This window comes from Polaribacter marinus (assembly GCF_022662535.1).
GTDB lineage: Bacteria > Bacteroidota > Bacteroidia > Flavobacteriales > Flavobacteriaceae > Polaribacter > Polaribacter marinus.
On record NZ_JAKQYM010000002.1, the window covers coordinates 168,041 to 189,789 of the forward strand.

Genomic DNA, 21,749 nt, shown 5'->3' on the forward strand with positions numbered 1-21,749 from the left:
TAACAAAAAGCTAAAGTTGTAAACAATTGTAGGGTTATTATTATTGTTCCGACCAAATAAAAAATAAAATTTTAGAATGAAAGTATATAAAGGAGTTTTATCAATAGTATTTATAATAGTTTTAGTAGCTAGTTTTGGTTTTTCGGAAAAAGAAAATTCAATTATAAGAATTACTAACCCTACTCAAAAAGAAATTGAAATCGCTTATTTTGCTAGTGGTTGCTTTTGGTGTGTAGAAGCTATTTTTGAAAGCGTAAAAGGGGTTGACGAAGCTGTTTCTGGTTATGCTGGTGGTCATACATTGAATCCAACTTATGAAACAATTGGAACTGGGAAAACTGGACATGCAGAAACTGTTGCTGTGTACTACAATCCTAAAAAATTGAGTTTTAAAACTTTAGTAGATGTGTATTATGGATCTCATAATCCAACAACTGTAAATGGACAGCATCCAGATTATGGAAGCCAATATAGATCGATTGTGTTTTATCAAACAGCAGATGAAAAGAAAATTATTGAGCAAACTATTGCAAAACTAAATAAAGAAAAATACAATGGTAAAATTGCAACAGAAGTAACCGAGTTTACGAAGTTTTATAAAGCAGAAAATTATCATCAAGATTTTGAACGTAGAAATCCAAATCAAGGTTATGTAAAAGCTGTTTCTATACCGAGATTAAATAAGTTTAAAAAGCAATTTCCAGAATTATTAAAAAAAGAAAAGTAATTATTTTGCTTTTTCTACCAGTTCTAATTTTGCTACAGAAGTTTTTGTAGTGAAAATTCCGTAGTTTATAGTAACACTTTTTTTATCTATTTTATCAATAGTACCTACAGTTGTAGAATCGATTATGCGGACTCTATCATTTAGTTGATAAACATATTCAGATTTTTCTTTTGCAATTTTTGCAGCTACAATTTTCTTTTCTTTTCTAACTTCTACTACTTTTTTTAAAACTTCTTTTTCTACTTCTTTAATAATTTTTTGTTGTTGTTGCTCTACAATTTTTGCTTTCTGTTTTTGTCCTTTAGTTTTAGGGAGTATAGGATTTTTTTTAGCTTGTTTTACTTTTAAATCTGCTACCCATTTATTAAAATTAGTATTTAATTCTTTTTTATTATTGGTTTGAAAATACTTGTTAAGTAACTCATTTGTTTTTCTACCTAAAGAAAGCATTTTTTGATTTTGATCATAAAGTTCTTGAAAACCTGCTAATTTTTCTTGAATTTTATTTTCTTTTTCTTGTAAACTCTCTATATGTTCTTGACCTTTAGAATGCTGGTTTTCTAGATTATCAGATTTTTTTTGTAATCGATTTCGCTCTTTTTGTAGTTTCGATATTGTTTTATCTAGTCTTACTTTTTCCGTTTCTACTCGTTTTTTTGCTTTATTGATGATGCTAAATGGAATTCCATTTTTCTGAGCAACTTCAAATGTAAAAGAGCTACCAGCTTGCCCTATAAACAATCGGTATAAAGGTTCTAAAGAACGCTCATCAAATTGCATGTTTGCATTGGTAACGTTTTCTAATTCATTGGCCAAAACTTTTAAATTAGAGTAGTGGGTAGTTATAATTCCAAAAGCTTTTTTATAATAAAATTCTTCTAAGAAAATTTCTGCCAAGGCACCTCCTAATTCGGGATCAGAACCAGTTCCAAACTCATCAATTAAGAACAATGTGTTTTCGTTGCATTTTCGTAAAAAATTACGCATATTTTTTAAACGATAACTATAAGTACTTAGTTGATTTTCAATAGATTGATTATCTCCTATGTCTGTTAGAATACTATCAAAAATATAGGTTTCACTGCGTTCATCAACAGGAATTAAAATACCACATTGCAACATTAACTGTAGTAAACCAATGGTTTTTAAGGTAATACTTTTTCCACCTGCATTTGGTCCAGAAATTACTATAATTTGTTGTTTTTCGTTTAACTCTATTGTTTGAGCAACAGTTTTAATTTTTTGCTGCTGATTTTTTTTCCATAGAATAGGATGAACAGCATTTTTAAAATAAATCTTTTTTGTATTAGATATTTTAGGTAAAACAGCATTTATTTCTTTGGCGTATTTTGCTTTTGCTCCAAGAGAATCTACATGTGTTAAAAAGGTAATGTAAGTTTTTAAAAGTGGAACAAAAGGTCTAATTGTTTCTGCTAAAGTTCTTAAAATTTTTACAATTTCTTGTTTTTCTTCGTACACTAAATTCTGAAACTCTCTACTGTAAGAAAGTGTTGCTTGTGGTGCAATATAAACGATATTTCCAGATTTAGAAGCACCTAATAAACTACCTGCTACTTTTTTTCGATACATGGCCGAAACAGCTAAAACACGCTGGTTATCAACAACTGTTTCTTTAATGTCATCTAAATACCCAGAAGATATAGCTTTAGATAAAGCACTTGAAAAACTAGCGCCAATTTTACCACGTATATTGTTAATGTCTTGTCTTATTTGTTTTAAAACGGATGATGCGTTGTTTTTTACTTCTCCAGAAATATCTATAATTTTCTTTATTTCGTCATCAACAAAAGTGGTGTACTCAATTTGTTGTGAAAGTTCGTAAAATGTAGGGAATTGAGTTTTGAATTTTTTAAAAAACTTCATCAATTCATTAACAGTGAGTGATGTAGTTGCTATTTTTAAAAAAGCCTCTGTTTCTAAAAAAGAGTTTTCTATAGCCAAACGTTTTACACTCTCTGTAACATTATCAAAGCCATGATTAGGGATTCTATTTTCGCTTAAAAAGGATGAGAGGTATTCATTAACCAAATTTAATTCGATAAATAGCTGCTCCTTATCTACAATTGGTTGAATTTGAGCAACATTTTCTTTACCTAAACCCGATATACAATGTTCTGCAACATGTTGTAAAACTGTTGAAAACTCTAAATCTTGTAATGTTTTGGTTGATATGTTATGGTTCAAAAATATAGATTTTATTGCGAGCACAAATCTATAAATTCTTTTCGTTTGGTTTTAGAAACTGGAACTCTTTTTTTATTTTCTAAAATAATATATCCTTCATTCTCAAAATGACGTACTTTTTCTAAATTAATAATATGAGATTTATGACATTTGTAGAATAGTTTACTCATCATTTTTTCATATTTACCAATATTATAAGAGCTTACAATTTCTGTTTTATCTATTAGGTGAATCTTCGTATAACCATCGAATCCTTCTACATGAATAACTTCTTTTTGTGGGATAAAAGAAACACCTTTTATTGTTGGTATAATTAGTTTATTGGCATTAGAATTAGCTTCTAAAATAAACTGTAGTAGGTTTACGTTTTTTTTATTTTCTAGTTTCAATTCTATATTTTCTTTTGCTTTGTGTACAGCTTTTATAAGATCATCATCATCTATAGGTTTTAAAATATATCCCACAGCACATTTTTTAAAAGCTTCTATAGCATATTCACTAAAAGCAGTAACAAAAATTACTTGAAAATTAATGTTTCTTAATTTTGAGAGTAATTCAAAACCATCTATCCTTGGCATTTCTACATCTAGAAATAAAATATCGGGTTGTTTTTTTTCGATATCTAAAATGGCTTCTTCTGGTTTTTGATGGGTTGCAATTATGTTTATTTCTGGAAACAAATTAGCCATCTTTTTTTGCAAACCTTTTAAGTTTGAAATTTCATCATCAACAATAATTGCTGTAATTGGATTCATATTATTTATTTTTAATGATAAAGGTTGATTTGTTTCCTCGTTCGTCTTTTTCTGGATATAATTCTTCTGTAAAATACTCTATCTCCCATTCTTTTGAAGTATTTAAATAAGATAAACGTTGTTGTAATACACGAGAAGATTTTATTTTTTTATTTTTAGATTGAGTATTTACAAAGCCTACTCCGTCATCAATAATTAAAACTTGATACGTTTTATCATCTATTTTAATGAAGTTTATTGTAACTTTTCCTGTATCAAATTTATTAAAAATTCCGTGGTTAACGGCATTTTCTACAATGGGTTGTAACAGCATTGTTGGAATTTTAGTTTTTTCGAAACCAACTTTATCTTCTATGTTAATTTTAAATTCTAATTTTTCTTTGAAGCGTAATTTTTCTATTTCTAAATAGTTAGTAAGTAATTCTATTTCTTCTTTTAGAGTAATTGTAGTTTCTTTTGAGAGTTCAAAAAAACGTCTTATTAATTTTGAGAATTTTACAAGGTATTTTTCTGAATCTTCAAAATTATTTTCATTTATAAAATATTGTATGGCAGCTAATGAATTAAATACAAAATGCGGATTCATTTGAGAGCGCAGTGCTTTTAACTGAATTTCTGAAAGCTGTTTTTCCTGTAATATTTTTTTACTTTTTTGTACTTGCTTTCTTTTACTCAAATACCAAACAGTTCTAAAAAATAAACTGATTAAAATTAAAAGAACAGTGGCTTTAAACCATAATGTTTGATACCATAAAGGCAAAATTGTAAACTCAATCTTCTTTTGAAAATTATGGGTTTTAATATTAAAAATGTACTTGTTTGCTTGTAAATCGTTAAAGTTAATATTTGTAGTTTCAGTAGTTTTCCAATTAGTTTGAAGTGGTTCTAATTTGTACTGATAGGATAAATTTTGGTTTCCTTCCGAAAAATCGATGCTAGAAACAGAAATGTTGATATTATTATTAGCTATATATTTAAATGTACTGTTGTTTGGTTTTATAAGATGATTATTATAGCTTAATTTATCGATATAAATATCTAATAAATCATTACTTTTTTTTTGATTTTTAGGTAAAATGGCAATACCATTATTTGTACTCACAATTACATCATCTTTTAAAACAAAAACATCATTAACTTGTAAAGAGGGGAGGCCATTGGCTAATAGCAATTTTTTTTCGAGACGGTAATGATTTTTATGTAAAAAGTATTTGTAAACTCCAGAATTGGTTGCCAGCCAAATATTTTTATTTTCTATAAACGCATTATTAACAATTAAATAATCAGAATTTGGTAATTGATATATATCGTTTAAATCGGTTACAAAAGAACCAAAACCATCTGTATTTAATAATAAATGTGTTTCAGATATTTTATTGATACTTAATATCGATTTCGTAAATCGAATTCCTTTAAATGTTACTTCTTTTATTTCTTGGTTTTTAAATTGCTTTAATCCGTTTGTGGTGGCAATTAGAAATTGGTTATTAAACGTAATTAAATTGTTGATTCCTCTTTGATTGTAATATTTGATAATCTCTAGATTCTTCGAATCAATTTTATTGATACCACCCGTAAAATCTCCGTATAAATAATTATTATAATAGACTAATTTTCTTGCAGTTTCATTCGTGTAAAAAGGAAATTTGGTAAAATCAAATACTTTTGTTTTTGTTGAACTTTTCTTAACTTTAATTTTATTTTTTGAAATATAGAATTCAGTTTCTAAAGAATCTATATATGTTGCACTAAACAGGTATTCATTTTCTTTAATATAAGGAGAGAATTTTTTTTGATCTGCATTGTATTTAAAAAAACCATGATTATAAATGTTAGCTATAATCTCTCCTTTAATAGCATTAGTTTTTGAAACGTTTTCATGCTCAAATGAATATTTAATATTTGTTTTTGTTTTAGAAAGTTGATAAGCACCATTTAAAAAAGTAGCAATCCACAGTGTTTCATTTTTATCAATCATTGCAAAATGTGCATCCAATTTTGAAGGAATTAATACCGATTTTGTAATATGGAAATTAGCATCTAAAATACCCACAAATCCTTTTCCTGTAATTTGAATTTGATTGTTAATGAGGTTTATTCTAGTGTATTTTGATTTTTCTAATCCAATTTCATCTTTATAATTACGGCTATAAATTTTGGAAGTATTTAAATTTAAAATAGTATATTTTTTTTCTCCAACCCAATAAAATATACTATCTGTTATTTGTCCTCTATTAATCGGGTTTTTAATATTACCTAAACCTGTGAGAACCTTTGTTTTTCCATTTTGATAAATGATTTTCACAGTATCTAAGTTTGTTGAACTGTCTAGGAAAGCAATATTTGGGTGCTTAATATATATTTTAGGCTTATTTTTAAGTAAATTATTGCTTAATAATAATTTCCACTTACCGTTTATTAAATGATGAGATCGGCTATTACTTGTTAAGATAATTTTATTACCAATTTGACTGGTATAATTAGGAGCAAATATTTCATCTTTAATTTCACTTTCAAAAGCATAAACACTGTCATTTTTAATATAACCTAATTTTGAAGTTTTAGATAAATACCATACTTTTCCGTCTGTTGTTGCGTGTAGCCCCCAAACATCATTGGAAGATAAACCATTTCTAGTGGTAAAAGTTTTCATAGAATTACCATTATATTTTACCAAACCTTTATCGGTAGCAAACCAAATAAACCCATTTGTATCTTGTATTATTTTGTATACATGATTGCTTGGTAAACCTTCTTTAACAGTAATTTTTGTGTATTGTTGAGAGTAGGAAAAACTCCATATTAATATGAAAACTAAAGTGATATGAATTTTTAAGAATTTCAAGGTTTATTTTTGTTTTTCAAAGATACTATTATCCTATTAGTTATTTAATTACTGTTTTATAAAGGAATATTTATTTTGATTATGCTATTTTTTAAAGTTAGAATAGGTTTAAAAAAAACTATCAATTTTTTGAAATATGGCCATTGCATCCATTAAAAATGCCACACCCATATGAATAACGATTCCGCCTATTATAGATTTACTATACATAGAAATTACGCCTAATACATAACCACCGAAAGCAGATCCTATAATTTCTCCTGTAGGTTTGCCAATATGAAAAAAAACATATAAAGCTACCATTGGTAGAATTGCTTTAGATCCTAAACTTTTTATCATTCCTAGTATTAAAAAGCCTCTAAAAAACCATTCAATAGAAATAAAATCTAATAAATATGTCGGCTCGTAAATTACTAGAGCAAGCCATTTATTTATAAAGGTTCCTGTATAGCCAATTGAAGGATATTGTCTTAAAAAACTTGGTTGATAAGAAGCAAATAAAATAAAAGGAAAAGCAATTAATAGTAACAATAAATATAGTTTCCATTTCACATCTTTAATTGAAAAACCATAAAAATTTTTATTATGTTTTTCAATCAATTTATAGAAAACTAAAATTCCGATTGAAAATATTATAAAGCGAATACTTCTGGCAATTACCTTTGTATAAAACTCTACTTTTTCAGGTGCTATATTTTCTTGAATCCAACTGTAATGATTTAAAAATCCAAATCGAATACTAACCAATAGAATTGCAAATAAACTTGTAAGCCAAAAAGATAACTTTTTAAGAAAACTAAAATCGGACTTTGTGGTAGCAATTATTATAATTGTTGAATAGTATGCAAAACCAAAAAATAAAAAGTAGTACCCATATATATAAGGTGAATCTTGATGCTGTCTAAAAAATAATGTAGGAATATTTGTTGTATGATTTAGAAAAATAAGAATTCCTATAAATAAAAAAAACAGCAAATAGGTAGTAATTTTATAATCTTCAGAAAAATGTTTTTTTAGATAAGTTAGTATGGTTGCCATTTAGGGTAGTATTAAAAAATGAGTGTTAAAACTAACACTCATTTATTTAATTGTAAAAAAATTAGTCCGTAGTAAATGTGAAATAAATTTTAGGAATACCATTATTAGCAACAGGACCACCACCATTGCTATCACTATCTACAAAATTTGAACTTACAAAAGTAAAATTGCTACTAGTATAAGGAAATGTAGCAGCGGCTGTGTAACCATTAGAAGTATTTAAACCATCGCCTCCAGTTCTTCTAATTGTATAATTTACACCTGGTACTATTGCAAAAGGTGTACTAAGAGAAATATATTCTATGTTAGAGTTAGAAAATGTACTATTAATGGTTGGTCCCCCTACAATTTCTATTTCATAGCTCACAGCACTATTATCTATTGCGTATGGAGTAGTTTGTGCAAAACTTTGATAGCCGATAGCACAAATATTACCTGGTTCACTCGTTGTAAATACATATTCATGCACCTGTAAATCCATAGAACTATTGTTTAAACTAGATAATGCAGTCTCTATTGAAGTGTCGGCGTTATCACAAACATCACCTGAAGGTGTGGGTGAAAGTCCATCTCCACAACTAGCACCAATGATAAATATAGCACTAATTAACAATAGAAAAGGTAATGTGTTTTTTAATAAATTTTTCATGATTTTAGTTTTAAAGGGTTATTTTTTTTGATTTTAATTTGATATATAAATAAGTTGTTATGCTTATAAAAATAAATGCAATAAATTGAGAATGTGATATATAGTTTTGAATAATATAACCTCTTTGATCTCCTCTAAATATTTCTAATACAGTTCTTGCAATTGCATATAGAATTACATAAGAAATAAATACTTGTCCGTCAAAACTTTTGTTTTTTCTGATGACAAAAAGCAAACTCATAATTATTAAAATGGAGCCTACTTCATATAATTGAGTTGGATGTACTGCTACAGAATGAGTATTTGGAAAATGAACTCCGAAAATAGAATTAGTTGGCTTGCCGTAACAACATCCTGCAAAAAAACAACCCATTCTACCAATTGCATGAACAATAGTTGTAGTAATAGCTAAGATATCTATTAAAGGTAAAATGGCTATTTTATGCTTTCTTAAGTACCCAATTATAAATACGATTATACAGGTAAAAGAACCATAAAAAACAAATCCCCCTGAAAAAATATTGAATATACTTTTTGGGCTTTGTAAATAATATATGGGTTTTTCAAAAAATAAAAATAGCTTTCCCCCTAAAAATCCAGTTATAAATATTAAATAGAAAAATGTATTTGGTAAAACTAGATTTAATGTTTTTTTAGTTTGCCATTTTGTATATAAAACAGCTAATAAAGTACCTAAAACAATACAAAATGCATATGTGTAAATCGTAATGTTTTCGTATTCTAATAGTTTTGGATACATATTGTTAGTTTTAATAATTAGTAATTTTTATTGAATTTTTTACTAAGATTAAATCAATTTATTGTTTATATATTTTGAAGATATTTCTATTTAGACCATTTATAAGTAGTCATATATAGAAATATTAGGTTCATTAAAGGAATATGACTTTTGATTAAAGGAAAGAAAATTCAATTTCACCAAATTGTAAGTAGAATGACTTTCTCTTATAGAAGCAATGTTGATTTTATAAGAGGAGTAGTTCTGTTGATAAATTGAATATCTTTGAAAAAAAAATGATCTAAAATGCAAGAAAATTTCCCAAAATCTTGGTCAACTCTTTTACAATCAGAATTTGATAAAACGTATTTTAAAGAACTTACAAAGTTTGTATCGTCAGAATATAAAAATCACCAATGTTTTCCAAAGCAAGAAGATATTTTTGCAGCTTTTGATTTTTGTTCTTTTGAAGATGTAAAAGTGGTCATAATAGGACAAGATCCTTATCATGGAGAAAATCAGGCAAATGGATTGTGTTTTTCTGTAAAAGACGGAATTAAACATCCTCCATCTTTGATTAACATTTTTAAAGAAATTACTACAGATTTAGGTGTTGAGTATCCACGTAGTGGAAATTTAGAAAAGTGGGCAAAACAAGGGGTATTACTATTAAATGCAACTTTAACAGTAAGAGCACACGAAGCTGGAAGTCATCAAAAGAAAGGTTGGGAAACTTTTACAGATGCAATTATCAAACAAATTTCAAATCAAAAAAGTAATGTGGTCTTTCTGCTTTGGGGAGGTTTTGCTAAGAAAAAATCTAAATTGATAGATAAGAATAAACATTCAATCTTAGAATCAGGACACCCATCTCCATTAAGTGCTAATAGAGGTTATTGGTTTGGAAATCAGCATTTTTCTATGACTAATGAAATTTTAAAAAGCAAACAAAAAACTAAGATAGAATGGTAGGCAATATTGGTTGCTTGTAATAGGGTAATAAAAGAGCTTCTAAAATTTCTTCTGTTGTATTTGGATATTCAACTTCAATTGTATTTTGAATATGAATCCATTTTGCAATTTTTAGAATTTGTTTTTTACTCAGTTTTTTTATTACATTAACACCCATTTCTTTTAGAGCCAAAGCATTGCATTGTTGTTCGTATTGGTTTTTCATTGGAATTACCATCAGTTTCTTCTTCAAAAACAAGGCTTCAGAAGGTGTTTCAAATCCTGCTCCACAAAGAACACCTGCAGAAGAAGCCATACTTTTAATAAAATCAAATTCATTAATCGGATAAATTGTAATATTCTTTTTAAAAATTAAACTGTTGGTTTCTTTAGAAAATACGTGCCATTTTACCATAGGAACTAATGATAAAACTTTTGATATTTTTTCTATGCTATATGAGGGGAGATATACAGTAAAATGCCCCTTGTTACTTGTTTTTGTTGTTCTAACTATTCTTCTGATAATTGGAGTAAAGGTTTCGGAGCTGTAGGTTTTAAAGTGAAAACCAAAACGGAATTTAGCAGGAGCATAGTATTTTAATATCAATTTTTCTATTTTATACTTTCCATATTTAGGAGATGCAGCATCTAATACTGCATTTTGATGACTTAAAGAAATAACTTTTACATTATTTAATTTTGCAGCCCAAGCAGAAATAGGTTCAAAATCATTAACGATTAAATCGTAGTTTTTTATTGGTAGATTCTTTATTTCTCTATAGAAATGAGATAATTTCATCTTTTTAAAGCTTGTCCAAAAATCGATACCACCCTTTTTTCCAAAAGTAAAATTTAATCCTTTTAAGTTGTATTTTATTTCGAAACCTAAATCTAAGTTATTTTCATTCCCGCTTACTAAAATATCCAATTCTCCTTTTTGTTGTAATACAGGAATAATTTCTTTAGCTCTAGTTAAATGACCGTTTCCTGTACCCTGTATTGCGTATAGTATTTTCATAAATATTATTTTAGAGGTTTTTGAATATCGAACTCTTTTAATAATTCGTCAAACAGAAAGTTGTTATTATGTTTTTTGTTTACAGTTTTCAATTCTTTTTTACTTAATTTTTTTTCTAAATTTTTAGCAATCTCATCTTTGGAATATTCGTACAGATTCCATTGTTTGTTATTGAATTCTAAGGCTGTTAAATTTTCTATCCAATCGCCAGAATTTAGATAGATTGTTTTTCCTTTTTGAGTTTCAATTTCTCTAATTTCTGGTTGATGTATGTGTCCACAGATTACATAATCATAGGCATTTTCAATAGCAATTTCAGCGGCAGTTATTTCAAAATTATTGATGAATTTTACAGCACTTTTTACACTATTTTTTATTTTTTTAGAAAGCGATAACTTTCCATACCCTAAAAGATTGCTTATCCAATTTATAAATGTGTTTATTAAAATTAAAAAATCGTACCCTTTCCCTCCTAATTTGGCAAGCCATTTAGAGTGTTGCATAGTGATGTCAAAAACATCTCCATGAAAAATCCATGCTTTTTTATCATCAATATTTAAAACTAGTTTGTTTAAGATTTTAAAATTTCCTAATCTAAATCCTTTAAATTTTCGTAACATTTCATCATGATTCCCTGTTATGTAATAGACTTCTGTTCCTTTAGATAGGAGTGAGGTTATATGTTTGATAACACTCATGTGTGACTTTGGAAAATAACGTTTGTTAAATTGCCATATATCTATGATATCTCCATTTAATATCAATACTTTTGGTTCTATAGTTTTTAAGTAATTTAAAAGCTCTTTGGCTTTACAGCCGTATGTTCCTAGATGTACATCAGAAATAACAACATAATCTAACTTTCGTTTTTTTGTTTTTTTCATTTTTATTTAAGTAATAAAATATAGTTTTTGAGTTTTAATTACAGAAAGTCTTTTTAAGAACCCGTAGAAGAATTGTAATTTTAAGAATAGTGAAAACAAATGCATTACTATTATAGTTTATCAAACTTACAAGCTTAATGTTTTGTTATTGTAAAATAAAAATGAAAATAACGTAAGTTAAATCTTACTAAAATGTTATATAGAAGTTATGTTAATGTTTTGATTATTAGTAGATTGTTTTGTAAAAAAAAAATCCGCTTTTAAAGCGGATTCATTGAATTTGAAGTTAAGAAACAAACAGATTTTTTAAATTATATCTGCTTGCTTTAATGTTGTTTGAATAGTTGTTGTTGTGTTATTATCTGCTAAACCACAAGAAGATTTTGAGCTTCTACATGAAGAAAAGCTGATCAATCCTAAAACACAAATTCCAATAAATATTATCTTTTTCATTATAAATGTTTTTTCAAGGGTTAAATGTACATATTTTTTACAAAATTGCCCGAATTTTTCTTTTCTTTGATAACGTTAAAACGAATCATTTTATTTTGTATACGTGTGATTAAATTTTTAGTAATTGGTTTTCCTGTGTTCCAATGTGTGATTTTTAACCAATCTTTAATGTCTTTTAGCTGTTGTTGATACCTGTCTGCTAGAATAGTGTCAATATTTTCAATATCTTTAAAACCATTAGTTTTGTTATTAATAATTTCTAAAACTTGTTTTACCTCGCTAAAATTATTTTCTAAAACTTCGTTTCTAACAGCAATAACAAAACAAGGCCAAGGAGTAGGGCAGTCATCAACTCTTCTAAAAGTACCGTTGTCTACTAAAGGTTTTGTTGTAAAATGTTCCCACATAAAATAATCTGCATCTCCATTTGTCAAAGCTTCAATACCACCTTCTAAATTACCAACAACTTTAAATTTTAGTTTGTCTATATTCCAACCTTGGTTATAAGCGTTAACAATTGCCATCAAGTGAGAACCAGAACCAAACCTACTAATAGCAATAGTAGCTTTTTCTAAATCTTCAATTTTCTTAAAGGTCGATTTTGCGGCAACATGAATTCCCCACACTAAAGGAGACTGTACGAATGTTTGTACAATTTTAGATGGATTTCCATCAGAAATATCTTTTATAATGCCTTCAGTTAAAACAATAGCAATATCAACTTCGCCATTTCTTAAAGCTTTACACATTTGTCCTGTACCACCATGATAATCTTTCCAACGAAGATTAATGTTTTTTTGTGTAAATTCTTTATTTTTTAACGTTAAATACCAAGGATAATTAAAGTGTTCTGGAACTCCGCCAACTTTTAAGTTAGTCATTTATCCAGCTAATTTATCTAATGTATACTCTATTAAATTGGCAACTACTTTACCTGGATTTTCACTAAAAGAACCGTTTGCTCTATTTGCAATAATTGCATTCATAGAAAGTGCATTATGACCTAATAGTTTCGACAAACCGTAAATAGCTGAAGTTTCCATTTCTAAGTTAGAAATTCTATTTCCATTAAAATTAAAACTATCAATTTTACTGTTTAAGTTATCGTCTTGTAAACCTAAACGTAAAATTCTTCCTTGTGGACCGTAAAAACCTCCTGCAGTAGCAGTAATACCTTTAAAAGTTTTGTTAGAAAATAATTTAATTTCTAATTCATTACTATTTTCTATAATAATAGGATATGATTTTTTAGAACTCCAATTGGTGTGTTTTACAAAAGCATCTTCTATATCAGTATTTGAAATTTCATCTATTTGATAAGAATGAAGCATTCCATTTAGATCTAATCCATGAGAACTCATTACAAAAGAGTCTACCGGAATATCATTTTGTAAAGAACCCGACGTACCAACTCTAACAATGTTTAAAGATGTAAGTTGTGTTTTAGGTTGTCTTGTTTCTAGATCGATATTAACCAATGCATCTAATTCATTTAAAACAATATCTATATTATCGGGTCCAATTCCTGTTGAAATAACAGAAATTCGTTTGTTTTTATATACACCTGTTGTTGTTTTAAATTCTCTTTTTTGAGTTGTAAACTCTATAGAATCAAAATGTTGTGTAACTTTTTCTACTCTGTTTTGATCTCCAACAAAAATTATGTCGGTAGCAATGTTTTCCGGTCTTAAATTTAAATGGTAAATACTTCCATCAGGGTTTAAGATAAGTTCAGAATTTTGTATAGGCATTTATGATGTAATTTGTAAGAGTTTTTTAGATTCGTTATGAAACAAAAAACTGTATTTTTTAGAGCCGCCAAGATACGAAATATCATTACGTAATTGACCGTAAAAATTAATTTGATTTTCTAAAACTTGTTTTCCTTTTTTAGAGAGCTTAACTGGATTGAAAGAAGCAAATAATTTTTGCAGTTCTTCTATTTTATGTTCGTATTGCAAATCACTAAAACCATATATTTTTTGATCTTTCAAAAGTTGATGAACAAGTTGTTCTTTAGAGTTAAACTGATGTGTATTAACTGTTTTAATAATATTATTTTCTACAACATTTAAACCATTTTTTATAGATGGAAAACGTTGTAAATGTGCTTCTAAAGCAGCTGCTAAATATTTAAAAGGAGACATTGGGTTGAATTTGTAGACAGTTTCTAAGCGTAATGGACTGTCTGAACAATATAATTGCCAAATATAATCGGCATATTCAATATCATCTTGAGTTAATTCTATTCTGGTTTTATAACTGCTATTTATTTGTTCTTCAGAAAGTTCTGGGAACGATAACATTTTTTTTACTCCTTTAATTTTTTCACTACTAACTAAAGAAATATGGTAGCCTTTTCTATAGCGTTTTAACCAGCTTAAAACTGCGATCATATTAATTTGACAAAATAAGTCGTGATCAAACCAAAGAACAATTTCTTTTTGTTCTTTTTTATTACAAAGATTTCTGTATTCTTTTACAGTATAATTTATAAACTTTTGTTTGCTAACTTTGTAAGAAGTTTTAAAAAATTCGAATCTGTTTTTCCAGAAAGTTTCGCTTCCTACGTCTGTTGTAGTTTTACCTTCGCATAACATTTCTCGCCAAGTGATAAATTCTCCCGGAAAACGTAATTTTTGAAGATAATTTGTGGTGCTATCTCCGTTGGTAATGTGTAATGTTGAACCCCCCATAATTTAAAAACAACGTCTGTTGTGATGTTTTATTGTGTTAATTAAAAAAATTATCCGCCTACGCGTTTTACTTTGAATCCTTTTTCTTTTAACATAGCCATTATTTTATCTCTATAATCACCTTGAATAATTATTTTGTCGTCTTTAAAACTTCCGCCAACAGAGAGTTTTGTTTTAATTTCTTTGGCAAGAATTTTAAAGTCTGATGTGGCACCAGTATAACCTTCTAAAATAGTGATTGGTTTTCCTTTTCTTTTTTCGTATTTACAAATAATAGGATCTTCTTGCATCCATATAGTTGATTTTTCTTTTACAATGTCTTTCGTTTCTTGATGATCTGGAAACAAGTTTTTCAGCTGGTCTTTAAAATCCATATTTTTTAGTTAACAGTGTTTAGTTGCAGTTTTAGTGAGTTTGCTACTACAAACTGCAACTGTAGACTGATTTACTTTTTTAATCCAAGTTCTTTTAAACGTTGATCTAAAAACTCTCCTGCCGTAATATCTTCGAATTTTTTAGGATTATTTTCATCAATACATTTTTCTAAAACATTTAATTTCATATCAGAAACAGGATGCATAAAAAAAGGAATTGAATAACGAGAAGTTCCCCACATTTCTTTTGGAGGGTTTGTAACTCTATGAATTGTAGATTTTAATTTGTTGTTACTATGTCTAGATAACATATCTCCAACATTAATCATTAATTCGTCTGGTGCTGCCATAGCATCGATCCAATCTCCTTTATGATTTTGAACCTGTAAGCCTTTTCCTTGTGCTCCCATTAATAAAGTAATTAGATTAATGTCTCCATGTGCAGCAGCTCTTTCTGCTCCTTTTGGTTCTGTTTTAATTGGTGGATAATGTATTGGACGTAAAATACTATTTCCGTTTTTAATGTAATTATCAAAATAAGTTTCTTCTAAACCTAAATGCAATGCCAATGAACGTAGTACATATTTTGCTGTTTTTTCTAACATTTTGTAAGTTTGTTTTCCAACTTCGTTAAATTTAGGAAGCTCTTCTACTTCTACATTTTCTGGATATTCTTGTGCATATTTAGAGTCTTTATCTACATATTGACCAAAATGCCAAAATTCTTTTAAGTCTCCTTCTTTTTTTCCCTTAGCAGATTCTTTACCAAAAGAAACATAACCTCTTTGTCCTCCAATTCCTGGAATTTCGTATTTTTCTTTTACATCTATCGGTAAGTCAAAAAAGTTTTTGATTTCAGAATATAAATCATCAACTAATTTATCATCTAAAAAATGACCTTTTAATGCTACGAACCCTATATTTTCATATGCGTGACCAATTTCTGCAATAAACTTTTGTTTTCTGCTTTCATCATTTGATAAAAAATCGGATAAATCTACACTTGGTATTTTATTCATGTTAAATAGTTTTATATAAAAAGGCTATAAATTTACTAAAAAATAAATAGCAATTCTTTTAATTTTTATTTTTTTGTAAATGGAATTAAATAGGATAGTGTATAGTTAAAACCAAAACCGGTGTTACTTTCAAAAATCCTGTTGAATCCAGGTGCATATAAAGTTTTAAAATTTTCAGGATCTTTTATACTCATTAAAACTTTATAAGAAACGCTAAAACTAATAAAGAAGTTTTTAAATGTTTCTGCTTTTATGCCAACAACAAACTCAGACCAATGTGCATTTAAATTAGAATCTGTTATTGGTGTGGTAATTGTATTTGCAGGAAAATAGATTCCAGTTTCTGGGTTTGTAACGTTTGGAGTGTAGCTGTTTAATGTTTGATCAAACATGCTAAAACCATATCTGTAACCTAATAAAATTTCGTTGTTCATATCTAGCCAATTTTCGAATGCATTATAGTTAAAACCTAGTCTTGCATAACTCCCCTTGGCAGTTGAGTTTGTATAATCTTCTGCTGTTGTTTCTTTTTCATAGCCAATTTCTGCAGCTATAAAAAAGCGTTTAGATATTCTATAGTCACCTATAATTTCAAAACCACTATAAGTACCATCTATTGTAGATTTTATAGGCTTACTAATGTCAACTCCTAATCGTAATCCATAAGGAGATTTGTATACAATTGTATCTTTTTCTTTTTTGTCTTGTGAAAATCCATCAACAAAAACAAAAAGAAAGCAAACGCTAATGAAATATTTGAACATGTGCTGCATTTTGATTGTTTATTGTTGTTAATGTATTTGGTGTAAAATCTTGAATCCAAGAGCTATTTGAAGAAAAAGAGACATTATTAAAAATAACTCTAAATCCGCAGGAGCGAGAAATATATTCTTCTTCTGTGGTGTATTGTATGGTAAAAGTTGCTACTTGATTATTTGTAGTTACTCCATCAATATTATTCATTTTTAATGTGTAAATAGTTTCTGTAGTTAAAGAATTTAACGGTATTGCAATACTATCTGTAGTTTGGTTTGTGTAAAGGCTATCTGTATTTCCTTGCGCAATGATAGAAAAACGTTCTACTTCTTTAAGAGTAGTTCTATCTGTATTATCATAAAAGCGTAAAACTAAATTGGGAGTTACAGGATTTTGTGTACAGAAATCATCTTTTTCGCAAGCAGAAACTATAGTAATTAGGACTAAAAGATTTAAAATTTGTTTTTTCATATTATTCTTCTACTTCAACAATTCTATTAATAGCTTCTGCTAATTTAAAATCTAATTCAGTTACACCTTGTGCATCATGTGTTTTTAGAGTGATGTCTAATGTATTGTATATGTTTGTCCATTCTGGATGATGATTTAATGCTTCGCATTCAAAAGCAATTCTATTCATAGCAGACATACAATCTTTAAAATTATCGAACTCAAAGTCTGTGTGAATTGCGTCATCGTAAAAATCCCAATCTTCTAAAGATTCTAATTTTTTTTCTATTTCGAAATCGGTAAGTTTTTTCATTGCTCGATTATTTAACTATTAATTTCTTACAAAGAAACTAAAAATACCTAATTATAGGTATTTCATAGAAGGTTTTTTAATGTTAATTTTATTGCCATCAAAATTTAATTTATGAAAACAATTAAAAAAACAGTTTTGTTATTTAGTTTTTTAGCTTTTTATAATTGTGCTGAAGTGAGTTCTGCGCTATCAAATTATAATAAAAGTAATGGTGGGCAGTGCGCTACATACGAAGTTTTATATTATGTATATAATAAAAATACTAGTAAGTATGAATCTGGTAAAATTTATATAAAAGATAGTAAAGGGAATAATATTAAGTATCAAGAAGAGAGGTGGAGAGATCGATTAGGTCAAACTTATTTAAATAAAGGTGTGTTTACAGCCTACTACAAAACAAGCCCATATTCTGGAGGAGAATATAAGTTTGTTGTGCATTGTACTAGATGGCATTAAATTATTTTTTAGGAAACTATTTTTTCAAATAAAACAACAGTTTCTATATGTGATGTATGTGGAAATTGATCTACCAAACTAATTTTCTTTATAAAATAACCTGCTTCTCTTAATAATTCGGTGTCTCTAGCTTGTGTTGCCGGATTACAAGAAACATACACCATTCTATCTGCATTTAAATTGATGATTTTTTGCAAGGTTTTTGGGGCAATTCCTGCTCTAGCAGGATCTAAAATAATAGTCTTAATTTTATCTTGATATTCAGGATGTGCAATTAAAAATTTTCCTACATCTGCAGCATAAAATTGCAAACCTTTAATATTATTTCTTTTAGCATTCTTTTTTGCATCTTCAATCGCAGAGGCAACAATATCTACCCCTACAATTTTGGCATTTTTACTTTTAGAAGCAACTATTTGTCCTATGGTTCCGGTTCCGCAGAATAAATCCATTACCACTGTATTGTCTACTTTTGTTTTGTCTTCTAAGACATATTCAACAACTTTAGCATATAATTTTTCTGCACATTTAGGGTTGGTTTGAAAAAAGCTTTTCATGCTAATTTCAAAGTTTAAGCCTAACAATTCTTCTACAATTTTATCTTTTCCGTGAACTAAATCTAAACTACCAGCAGTAGCAATAGTTCTGTCTCCAGTTTCATCATTAATGGTGTGTAGTAAACCAGCTAAACGATCTCCAAAAATATCTTTTAGAAAGTTTGCGAATTTTTGCAAATCAAAATTTCCCAATTCAGGAGAAGTAGTTACCAAATTACATAATAACTCATCTGTTTTAAATGATTTTCTTACGACAAAATAACGAAAGAAACCTGTTTTTTTCGGTCCGTGCCATGGTTCTAAGCCTGTTTCTATACAATATTGTCTAATGTTTTTTAGGTTGTCTTCCATTTGTTTGTCAAACAAACCAGAATCTTTTTCTAAATTATCACCCATCCACCAAACACCACGTCTTTTAAAACCTAGCGTAAATTCGTCTTTATCTGTTTTATTAATTCTATCGTAACCAATAGCAGAAAAACCGTATTCCATTTTATTTCTGTAATGAAATACATTTGGAGAAGTTACAAATTCGTCAAAAAGATCTTCAATATTTTCTACTTTACCAATTCTTTTAAAAAGAGATAAAGTACTTTCTTTTTTATATTGATGTTGTAAATCAATAGGTAATTGAATGTATGGCGCACCAGGAATGTCTTGAAAAGGTACTTCTACTTCATCTTCTGAAGGTTTTAAAACATCGATTAATTTAGCTTCTGCGTAATTTTTACTTGATTTGCTAATTTGTGCTTTAACCAATTGACCAGGTAAAGTGTTAGGAACAAAAATGACAAAACTTCCTTCTTCAGATTTTATTCTAGCAATTCCTTTCCCTCCAAAAGCGTAATCTTCAATTTTTAATTCTAAAACTTGATTCTTCTTTACAAATTTGTTTCGTTCTCTACGTGGCATTTTTCAATTATTTTGGTTTGCAAAATTAACGAAATTATTACCATTGTTTTATAAAATGATTTGATTTAATAAATGAATTATTTTATTACTTTTGTACAACTTCGAGGATGATTTCTTTCCCACGCTGAATTTTCAGTTTATACTGAAAGAATAAAGGTAGAACAGGAATGGTTATTTTATCAATATAAAACAATAAAAAATGACTGTTTTAAACAAGCTTACTTCGCAAGAAGCAATTGAATTAGAGAACAAATATGGAGCCCATAACTATCATCCACTCCCAGTGGTTTTGAGTAGGGGGGAAGGTGTTTATGTTTGGGATGTAGAAGAAAACAAATATTATGATTTTTTATCAGCTTATTCAGCTGTAAATCAAGGGCATTGCCATCCTAAGATTGTGGATGCAATGGTTCATCAAGCAAAAACATTAACACTTACTTCACGTGCATTTTATAATGATGTATTAGGGAAGTATGAAAAATTTGCTACAGAACTTTTTGGTTTTGATAAACTTTTGCCAATGAATACAGGAGCAGAAGCTGTAGAAACGGCTTTAAAGTTGTCTAGAAAATGGGCATATGAAGTTAAAGGGATTGATGAAAATAAAGCAGAAATTATAGTTTGTGAAAATAATTTTCATGGTAGAACAACTACGATTATTTCATTTTCTAATGACCCTGTGGCTAGAAAGAATTTTGGTCCTTACACAAAAGGTTTCATTAAAATTGAATACGATAATTTACAAGCGTTACAAGAAGCTTTAGAAAGTAGTAATAATATTGCAGCATTTTTAGTGGAACCGATACAAGGGGAAGCTGGTGTTTATGTGCCTTCAGAAGGATATTTAGCTGCAGTAAAAAAAATGTGTGCAGCGCATAATGTTTTATTTATTGCTGATGAAGTACAAACAGGGATTGCTAGAACCGGTAAAATGTTAGCTGTAGATCATGAAAACGTAAAACCAGATGTTTTAATTCTAGGTAAAGCGTTAAGTGGTGGTGCTTACCCTGTTTCTGCTGTTTTAGCAAATGATAATATCATGAATGTTATAAAACCAGGAAATCATGGATCTACATTTGGTGGAAATCCTATTGCTGCTGCTGTAGCCATTGCTGCTTTAGAAGTGATTGCAGATGAGAAATTAGCAGACAATGCAGAATTTTTAGGAAAAATATTTAGATCTGAATTAGCTGCTTTTGCAGAAACGAATGATTTAGTTTTATCTGTAAGAGGTAAAGGACTGTTGAATGCTGTGTTAATTAATGATACAGAAGATAGTTCTACTGCTTGGGATATTTGTATGAAATTACGAGACAATGGTTTGTTAGCAAAACCTACACATGGAAATATTATTCGTTTTGCACCACCATTGGTAATGAATGAAGAGCAATTGAGAGATTGTATTGCGATAATTAAAAAAACAATTTCTGAATTTTAATTTAAAAAGAATAATTAACTAACTAAATTTTTTATGGAAAACCCTATTACACAATTAGAACAATTAACACTAAATGGTAGATCTAAAAGCTTTTTAAAAGAAACCGCAAAATGGTCTTTTTTCTTATCCATAGTAGGTTTTATTAGTCTAGGTTTTTTAGTCTTACTAGCCATTTTTGCAGGAGCAATTTTTAATGATATTCCAGAAGCAAAACAGGTTCCTTTTGATTTAGGAATGGTTATGACTATTATTTATTTAATTATGGCTATACTTTACTTTTTCCCAATCTTTTATTTATTTAAGTTTTCTAAGAAAATGAAATTAGCTTTATTAACAAAAAATGATGAAACTCTTTCTGATGCTTTTGAAATGCTAAAGTCTCATTATAAGTTTATTGGGGTTTTTACAATAATACTTTTATCATTATATGCTTTAATCTTTATTATTTCTATGATGGGAGTTGCTCTTGCATAAAACATTAATAAAGAAGTTACATAAAAAGGAAGCCATTTGC

The 21,749-nt window shown here is 28.2% G+C and carries 23 protein-coding genes; 5 read left to right on the top strand and 18 right to left on the bottom strand.

The features are described from left to right. Window positions 1-76: 76 nt before the first annotated feature. Window positions 77-727, top strand: coding sequence for a peptide-methionine (S)-S-oxide reductase MsrA (gene msrA / locus MC378_RS03945; RefSeq protein ID WP_242177423.1), 651 nt, complete (start codon window positions 77-79; stop codon window positions 725-727). On the opposite strand, the gene MC378_RS03950 is transcribed toward msrA, so the two are convergent. The 6 genes from MC378_RS03950 to MC378_RS03975 form a co-directional block, all read right to left on the bottom strand. Beyond that, window positions 728-2,932: an endonuclease MutS2 gene (locus tag MC378_RS03950; RefSeq protein ID WP_242177424.1), complete on the bottom strand. Its 2,205-nt coding sequence runs from the start codon at window positions 2,930-2,932 to the stop codon at window positions 728-730. An 11-nt stretch (window positions 2,933-2,943) separates the two neighbouring features. Continuing rightward, complete coding sequence (locus tag MC378_RS03955; protein ID WP_242177425.1) at window positions 2,944-3,687, bottom strand: LytR/AlgR family response regulator transcription factor; 744 nt, start codon at window positions 3,685-3,687, stop codon at window positions 2,944-2,946. A 1-nt stretch (window position 3,688) separates the two neighbouring features. Next, a complete protein-coding gene (locus MC378_RS03960; RefSeq protein ID WP_242177426.1) occupies window positions 3,689-6,532 on the bottom strand; it encodes a sensor histidine kinase in 2,844 nt (947 codons plus the stop codon). Between the two features lie 108 nt (window positions 6,533-6,640). After that, entirely contained in the window at window positions 6,641-7,570 is a 930-nt protein-coding gene (locus MC378_RS03965; RefSeq protein WP_242177427.1) for a CPBP family intramembrane glutamic endopeptidase, read from the bottom strand. Window positions 7,571-7,631: 61 nt separating this feature from the next. After that, the gene (locus MC378_RS03970; protein WP_242177428.1) at window positions 7,632-8,219 is read right to left on the bottom strand and encodes a hypothetical protein; all 588 of its coding nucleotides are present in this window, start codon (window positions 8,217-8,219) and stop codon (window positions 7,632-7,634) included. Between the two features lie 10 nt (window positions 8,220-8,229). Then, window positions 8,230-8,979 carry a prolipoprotein diacylglyceryl transferase gene (locus tag MC378_RS03975; protein ID WP_242177429.1) on the bottom strand — a complete coding sequence of 250 codons (750 nt, stop codon included), beginning with the start codon at window positions 8,977-8,979 and terminating at the stop codon, window positions 8,230-8,232. Between the two features lie 285 nt (window positions 8,980-9,264). Between MC378_RS03975 and MC378_RS03980 the strand changes: the two genes are divergently transcribed. Further along, window positions 9,265-9,930, top strand: coding sequence for a uracil-DNA glycosylase (locus MC378_RS03980; RefSeq protein ID WP_242177430.1), 666 nt, complete (start codon window positions 9,265-9,267; stop codon window positions 9,928-9,930). Here the strand turns inward: MC378_RS03980 and MC378_RS03985 are convergent. The 11 genes from MC378_RS03985 to MC378_RS04035 form a co-directional block, all read right to left on the bottom strand. Further along, a complete protein-coding gene (locus MC378_RS03985) occupies window positions 9,914-10,927 on the bottom strand; it encodes a glycosyltransferase family protein (protein WP_242177431.1) in 1,014 nt (337 codons plus the stop codon). The two genes, MC378_RS03980 and MC378_RS03985, sit on opposite strands and share 17 nt — an antisense overlap. Window positions 10,928-10,932: 5 nt before the next feature. Further along, window positions 10,933-11,811, bottom strand: a complete 879-nt coding sequence (locus tag MC378_RS03990; protein ID WP_242177432.1) for a UDP-2,3-diacylglucosamine diphosphatase — start codon at window positions 11,809-11,811, stop codon at window positions 10,933-10,935. Between the two features lie 306 nt (window positions 11,812-12,117). Beyond that, entirely contained in the window at window positions 12,118-12,264 is a 147-nt protein-coding gene (locus MC378_RS03995) for a hypothetical protein (protein WP_242177433.1), read from the bottom strand. 20 nt (window positions 12,265-12,284) lie between these two features. Further along, a complete protein-coding gene (locus MC378_RS04000) occupies window positions 12,285-13,145 on the bottom strand; it encodes a substrate-binding domain-containing protein (protein WP_242177434.1) in 861 nt (286 codons plus the stop codon). After that, window positions 13,146-14,015 (bottom strand): nucleoside phosphorylase, encoded by an 870-nt coding sequence (locus MC378_RS04005; RefSeq protein ID WP_242177435.1) that lies wholly within the window; start codon window positions 14,013-14,015, stop codon window positions 13,146-13,148. Beyond that, a complete protein-coding gene (locus tag MC378_RS04010; RefSeq protein ID WP_242177436.1) occupies window positions 14,016-14,960 on the bottom strand; it encodes a DUF1835 domain-containing protein in 945 nt (314 codons plus the stop codon). Between the two features lie 50 nt (window positions 14,961-15,010). Beyond that, a complete protein-coding gene (locus MC378_RS04015) occupies window positions 15,011-15,334 on the bottom strand; it encodes a translation initiation factor (protein ID WP_242177437.1) in 324 nt (107 codons plus the stop codon). 71 nt (window positions 15,335-15,405) lie between these two features. Next, the gene (locus MC378_RS04020; RefSeq protein ID WP_242177438.1) at window positions 15,406-16,353 is read right to left on the bottom strand and encodes an isopenicillin N synthase family dioxygenase; all 948 of its coding nucleotides are present in this window, start codon (window positions 16,351-16,353) and stop codon (window positions 15,406-15,408) included. A 65-nt stretch (window positions 16,354-16,418) separates the two neighbouring features. Then, a complete protein-coding gene (locus tag MC378_RS04025; protein WP_242177439.1) occupies window positions 16,419-17,117 on the bottom strand; it encodes a DUF6048 family protein in 699 nt (232 codons plus the stop codon). Next, on the bottom strand, window positions 17,098-17,580 hold the full coding sequence (locus tag MC378_RS04030) for a DUF6452 family protein (RefSeq protein WP_242177440.1): 483 nt from the start codon (window positions 17,578-17,580) through the stop codon (window positions 17,098-17,100). The genes MC378_RS04025 and MC378_RS04030 overlap by 20 nt, the downstream gene beginning before the upstream one ends. Window position 17,581: 1 nt before the next feature. Then, window positions 17,582-17,872 (bottom strand): 4a-hydroxytetrahydrobiopterin dehydratase, encoded by a 291-nt coding sequence (locus MC378_RS04035; RefSeq protein WP_242177441.1) that lies wholly within the window; start codon window positions 17,870-17,872, stop codon window positions 17,582-17,584. 111 nt (window positions 17,873-17,983) lie between these two features. On the opposite strand from MC378_RS04035, the gene MC378_RS04040 reads away from it, so the two are divergent. Continuing rightward, window positions 17,984-18,328: a hypothetical protein gene (locus MC378_RS04040; RefSeq protein ID WP_242177442.1), complete on the top strand. Its 345-nt coding sequence runs from the start codon at window positions 17,984-17,986 to the stop codon at window positions 18,326-18,328. A gap of 8 nt (window positions 18,329-18,336) precedes the next feature. Here MC378_RS04040 and rlmD read toward each other — a convergent pair whose 3' ends face one another. Next, window positions 18,337-19,797 carry a 23S rRNA (uracil(1939)-C(5))-methyltransferase RlmD gene (rlmD, locus tag MC378_RS04045; protein ID WP_242177443.1) on the bottom strand — a complete coding sequence of 487 codons (1,461 nt, stop codon included), beginning with the start codon at window positions 19,795-19,797 and terminating at the stop codon, window positions 18,337-18,339. 199 nt (window positions 19,798-19,996) lie between these two features. On the opposite strand from rlmD, the gene rocD reads away from it, so the two are divergent. Next, the gene (rocD, locus tag MC378_RS04050) at window positions 19,997-21,235 is read left to right on the top strand and encodes an ornithine--oxo-acid transaminase (protein ID WP_242177444.1); all 1,239 of its coding nucleotides are present in this window, start codon (window positions 19,997-19,999) and stop codon (window positions 21,233-21,235) included. 33 nt (window positions 21,236-21,268) lie between these two features. After that, complete coding sequence (locus MC378_RS04055; RefSeq protein WP_242177445.1) at window positions 21,269-21,709, top strand: DUF5362 family protein; 441 nt, start codon at window positions 21,269-21,271, stop codon at window positions 21,707-21,709. Window positions 21,710-21,749: the final 40 nt, after the last annotated feature.

Bases quoted from the DNA above. Each gene is read 5' to 3' on its own strand.
- msrA (WP_242177423.1), top strand. From the start codon at position 77: ATGAAAGTATATAAAGGAGTTTTATCAATAGTATTTATAATAGTTTTA.
- MC378_RS04015 (WP_242177437.1), bottom strand. From the start codon at position 15,334: ATGGATTTTAAAGACCAGCTGAAAAACTTGTTTCCAGATCATCAAGAA.
- rlmD (WP_242177443.1), bottom strand. From the start codon at position 19,797: ATGCCACGTAGAGAACGAAACAAATTTGTAAAGAAGAATCAAGTTTTA.
- MC378_RS03965 (WP_242177427.1), bottom strand. From the start codon at position 7,570: ATGGCAACCATACTAACTTATCTAAAAAAACATTTTTCTGAAGATTAT.
- MC378_RS03990 (WP_242177432.1), bottom strand. From the start codon at position 11,811: ATGAAAAAAACAAAAAAACGAAAGTTAGATTATGTTGTTATTTCTGAT.
- MC378_RS04055 (WP_242177445.1), top strand. From the start codon at position 21,269: ATGGAAAACCCTATTACACAATTAGAACAATTAACACTAAATGGTAGA.
- rocD (WP_242177444.1), top strand. From the start codon at position 19,997: ATGACTGTTTTAAACAAGCTTACTTCGCAAGAAGCAATTGAATTAGAG.
- MC378_RS04005 (WP_242177435.1), bottom strand. From the start codon at position 14,015: ATGCCTATACAAAATTCTGAACTTATCTTAAACCCTGATGGAAGTATT.
- MC378_RS04000 (WP_242177434.1), bottom strand. From the start codon at position 13,145: ATGACTAACTTAAAAGTTGGCGGAGTTCCAGAACACTTTAATTATCCT.
- MC378_RS03995 (WP_242177433.1), bottom strand. From the start codon at position 12,264: ATGAAAAAGATAATATTTATTGGAATTTGTGTTTTAGGATTGATCAGC.
- MC378_RS04030 (WP_242177440.1), bottom strand. From the start codon at position 17,580: ATGAAAAAACAAATTTTAAATCTTTTAGTCCTAATTACTATAGTTTCT.
- MC378_RS04025 (WP_242177439.1), bottom strand. From the start codon at position 17,117: ATGTTCAAATATTTCATTAGCGTTTGCTTTCTTTTTGTTTTTGTTGAT.
- MC378_RS03980 (WP_242177430.1), top strand. From the start codon at position 9,265: ATGCAAGAAAATTTCCCAAAATCTTGGTCAACTCTTTTACAATCAGAA.
- MC378_RS03955 (WP_242177425.1), bottom strand. From the start codon at position 3,687: ATGAATCCAATTACAGCAATTATTGTTGATGATGAAATTTCAAACTTA.
- MC378_RS03975 (WP_242177429.1), bottom strand. From the start codon at position 8,979: ATGTATCCAAAACTATTAGAATACGAAAACATTACGATTTACACATAT.
- MC378_RS03970 (WP_242177428.1), bottom strand. From the start codon at position 8,219: ATGAAAAATTTATTAAAAAACACATTACCTTTTCTATTGTTAATTAGT.
- MC378_RS04020 (WP_242177438.1), bottom strand. From the start codon at position 16,353: ATGAATAAAATACCAAGTGTAGATTTATCCGATTTTTTATCAAATGAT.
- MC378_RS03985 (WP_242177431.1), bottom strand. From the start codon at position 10,927: ATGAAAATACTATACGCAATACAGGGTACAGGAAACGGTCATTTAACT.
- MC378_RS04035 (WP_242177441.1), bottom strand. From the start codon at position 17,872: ATGAAAAAACTTACCGATTTCGAAATAGAAAAAAAATTAGAATCTTTA.
- MC378_RS04040 (WP_242177442.1), top strand. From the start codon at position 17,984: ATGAAAACAATTAAAAAAACAGTTTTGTTATTTAGTTTTTTAGCTTTT.
- MC378_RS04010 (WP_242177436.1), bottom strand. From the start codon at position 14,960: ATGGGGGGTTCAACATTACACATTACCAACGGAGATAGCACCACAAAT.